General features: G+C 46.0%; 2 protein-coding genes. Both read right to left on the bottom strand.

The annotated features are described in order from the left end of the window. Positions 1-4,223 (bottom strand): NAD-glutamate dehydrogenase (locus tag ABY436_RS19175; RefSeq protein ID WP_372740529.1); only part of this gene is annotated, 4,223 nt, incomplete at its 3' end. A 92-nt stretch (positions 4,224-4,315) separates the two neighbouring features. After that, positions 4,316-4,426, bottom strand: coding sequence for a universal stress protein (locus ABY436_RS19170; protein WP_372740530.1), 111 nt, complete (start codon positions 4,424-4,426; stop codon positions 4,316-4,318). Positions 4,427-4,429: the final 3 nt, after the last annotated feature.

Here is a 4,429-nt window from a genome sequence, read left to right as displayed (position 1 = left end):
GTAGCGCGACGAATCAAACGAATCAGATCCGCCATCATCTGTTGTTGCAGTGCTGAGGGTACCTGGTTATCGAGTGCTTCAATATCAGACCAAAGCTGATCAATTCCAAACACATCCCGGGCGATAACATAGGCAGCCGCAACATCCGCTAAACTGGCACCACTAATCTGACACAGGCGCTCAGTAAAGGTAATCCCCATACTGTTAACCATGCCGTTAGCCACTTGCGTTGCGATAATTTCACCACGCAGGCGGTGGTTTTCAATCTGCTGATTGAATTCTTTTACCAGGCGCTGCGGGAAAGCCGTAAAAATAGCGCGGCTCAAATAAGCATCCTGGGTGATGGATGGCACATTAAGCTTCTCTTTTAACTCACCTTTGGTATAGGAGATCAATACAGAGAGTTCCGGACGAGTTAAGCCTTCGCCTGCTGCTTTACGCGTCTGCAATACCTCATCAGAAGGGATATATTCGATCTCACGATTTAGTTTACCTTCTGATTCTAAGCGATTGATAAGTAATATATATTCATCGATAGAGCGGCGCGCATGAGTATGCGCCACGCTGATCGCCTGGGCTTGTTTATAATTGTTCTGCAACACAAGAGAGCCAACTTCATCGGTCATCTCACGTAGTAAAGCGTTACGTTGCTTAACCGTCATATCACCGTTTGCTACGACTTCGTTGAGCAATATTTTGATGTTCACTTCGTGGTCGGAACAATCAACCCCGCCGGCATTATCGATAAAGTCTGTATTGGATTTACCGCCATGCATACCAAATTCGATACGGCCCTGTTGCGTAAATCCAAGATTGCCTCCTTCGCCCAGTACCTTGCAGCGTAATTGGCTACCATTGATACGCAGGCTATCATTAGCTTTGTCGCCGACATCCGCGTGTGTTTCGTGAGTCGCTTTCACGTATGTGCCTATACCACCATTCCAGATCAAATCAACAGGTGCTTTAAGCAGCGCTGTGAGCAGATCATTAGGCGATAAGCGGTCGGCACTAATATCAAAACGCGCTTTCATTTGTGGTGAAATATCAATCCACTTAGCGGCTCGGGAGAATAACCCACCGCCTTCCGAAATCAGTTCGGCGTTATAATCTTCCCAGCTTGAACGGGGCAAGGCGAACAGTCGTTGACGCTCAACAAAGCTGCTGGCGGTATCTGGCGTAGGGTCGATAAAGATATGTAAGTGGTTAAAGGCTGCACATAGCTCGATTTTATCAGACAGCAACATACCGTTACCGAATACATCACCCGCCATATCGCCTATACCGATTACGCTAAAGGCTTGTGTTTGCGTATTCAGTCCTAATTCACGGAAATGTAGTTTGACCGATTCCCATGCTCCTCGTGCGGTAATCCCCATACCTTTATGGTCATAGCCTTGTGAGCCGCCCGATGCAAATGCATCGCCCAGCCAAAAACCACGATCCTCCGCTATTTTATTAGCGATATCCGAGAAGGTTGCTGTGCCTTTATCCGCGGCTACCACAAAGTAAGGGTCATCTTCATCGTGACGAACCACGTCAACAGGCGGTACTACTGCACCACCGACGAGGTTATCGGTAATATCCAACAACGCACTGATAAAGATCTGGTAGCTGGCGATCCCTTCTGCCATAAACGCTTCACGGTCACCGTTTGTTGGTAGTTTTTTGGCAACAAAACCGCCTTTAGCACCTACCGGTACGATGACTGAGTTTTTTACCTGCTGTGCTTTCACCAGCCCCAGTACTTCGGTACGGTAATCTTCTAAACGGTCAGACCAACGCAAACCACCGCGGGCTACTTTGCCTCCGCGCAGATGCACCCCTTCCACCCTTGCTGAGTAAACAAATACTTCAAACATCGGACGTGGTAATGGCATCGCGTTAATTTTGCGCGGGTTCAGCTTAAAGGCGAAATAATCTTTCAGCTTGCCGTGTTCATCACGTTTGAAAAAGCTGGTACGCAGAGTGGCTTTAATCAACTCAAGGAAGCGGCGTAAGATCTGATCGTCGTTGATATTCGCTACTTTATCCAACGCATCAATAATGCTGCTTTCGATACGCTCAGCCAGCGCCGCTACCTTAACACTACTCTGTCGGTTAGGTTCCAGACGGGCACGGAATAACGCTACCAACAGTTTAGTGACCTGAATATGGCGCGCTAATGTACCGGCTATATAAGGCTGTGAAAATGCAGAGCGAATTTGCTTGCTGTAACGCGCGTAGGCTCGCAGCATGGATACTTCACGCCAGCTGAGGCTGGCACCAATAACAAGATGGTTAAACTCATCATTTTCGGCATAACCGCTCCAGATACTGGCAAAAGCGTTGTGGAAAACGTCTTTTACTTCATCCAGTACAACAGGCTCAGCACCTTGATAAATCAATGTAAAATCGTGTATCCAAAAGACCTTGCCGTCATTACGATTTATGGCATAAGGGTGCTCGCCAAGAACCTGCATTCCCAGATTTTCCAGCACCGGAATCACTTCAGAGAGTATTAATGGCTGATCCGCAGTAAACAGCTTGAAGCGTAAAATATCCTGGCTTTGCTCAAGAACACGGTAAAAACTCATCGTCACACGCGTATGACTATTGAGTTCTTCGATGCGCTGGATATCAGATGCTGCACTGGTGACTTTAAAGTGTTCCCGATACGCGCTGTTAAAGGCGTTACGATACTTGTTTTGGAGATGATTGCCCTTCTCTTCACCGCAGGCATCCATCAATGCTGTATGTAGCTCATCACCCCAATCTTGTGAAATATTGATCACTGCGGATTCAAGTTCGGCCAGGTCTACTTCAACCGGATTATCCGGATCTAAACGCAGGACGAAATGGACTCTTGCGAGGATCGATTCACTGAAGGTCGTTGTAAATCCTACATCACTTGAACCACACGCTTTTGCCAACAGCGCCTGAACCTTCATACGTAGTGCCGTATTAAAAATATCGCGCGGAACATAGTAAAGAAAAGTAGCAAACTGGTTACAACGATCCTGGCGATATAACAATCGAATACGGCGGCGATCATGCAGGCTAAATATGCCTACAGATATTTCAAGCAATTCATCCTCAGTAGCGAGCATCAACTCATTACGCGGCAGATCATTCATGATCTGCATCAGTTCTTTACCATTGTGACTACGACTATCGAAACCAGCGCGCCTCAGTATCTTTTCTGCTTTGCGTTGCATAACAGGAATGGTGGTGATGGATTCCGAATACACAGGTGATGTATATAGTCCGTAAAAACGGCATTCCCCGATGACATTTCCCTTTGCATCAAAACGCTTAATATTCACGCGATCCATGTAGGCAGGACGATGCACGCGCGAGTATTGCGCATCTTTGGCAAACATAATCACGCTAGGCTCTAGCAATAGTGCCTGCTCTTCTTCACTCAAATCATCAATGGCGCATTCTTTGAGTTTGTCTGGCGAATTTTTGGTTTTAAGTATGCCTAGCTCGCAACCAGGAACACGGCTAACTTTACCATCAGCGATGCTGATTTCGTCATAACCTAAAAAGGTAAAGCGGTTATTCAGCATCCAGTTAAGAAAAGCCAGTGCGTCCTGTGCCTGCTCTCCCAGATCTTGGGAAACAGGAGAAAGCGCAGATAACTCGTCTAACAAGGCATGAGCGCGAGATTGCATCTTCGAAAAGTCTGTAACAACGGTATTTACTTGATTGAGTACTTGCTGCAAAGATTTGAGAATAGCTTTTAGTTCAGCCGCATCACTGGTGCGATCGATCTCAAGATATATGAGCGCTTCCGCAGATGCGTCCTTATCAGAGGCATCACATAACTTCAGTAATTTACCATCATCTCTCCGGGTCAACATAACCTCGTTAAGGATGGTGTGAATTACCAAACCACGTCGATTAAGTTCAATTCGCACGGAGTCGACCATAAACGGCATATCAGACTGCAAAATTTCAATAACAGTATGCTGTGCACGCCAGCCATGTTGTTCTAAATCAGGATTGTAGACGTGTATTTTTGGTTGTTTAGCATCAAAGTTTTGCAGAAACTGCCAGCAAGAAAGTGTTGCACCATACAAGTTATCCAACGAACGCTCACTTATCTCTTCTTTCGTCGTTGATTGATAATATTGATATGCAAAACTGGTTACAGCAGCCACGCTATCGGTAGGCAATTTCGAATTGAGTAGATCAACGAGAGGAGCCAGCAATGGATTGTTGTTGGAGGCTTGATCAGGCATAGTTATTTATTTTTTAACCCAGTTAAGATGAACGGTTTAGCTCTGTAACGCTAAGCAGTTTAGGCGTTACAGAGCTTATGATTTAGAACGTATTAATTGTTATCTTTTAGCAGGAGAACAGAGCATTTAGCCCGTTCCGCCACTCTGGCAGATACTGAACCCAGAAAAAACTCATCAATTTTAGAACGATGATGCGCCGGCATAAT

The sequence above is a fragment of the Neptunomonas sp. genome, from assembly GCF_041601355.1.
Lineage (GTDB): Bacteria > Pseudomonadota > Gammaproteobacteria > Pseudomonadales > Balneatricaceae > Neptunomonas.
The sequence above is the reverse complement of the archived record's forward strand: the minus strand, read 5'-3'. Positions and strand labels throughout refer to the sequence as shown.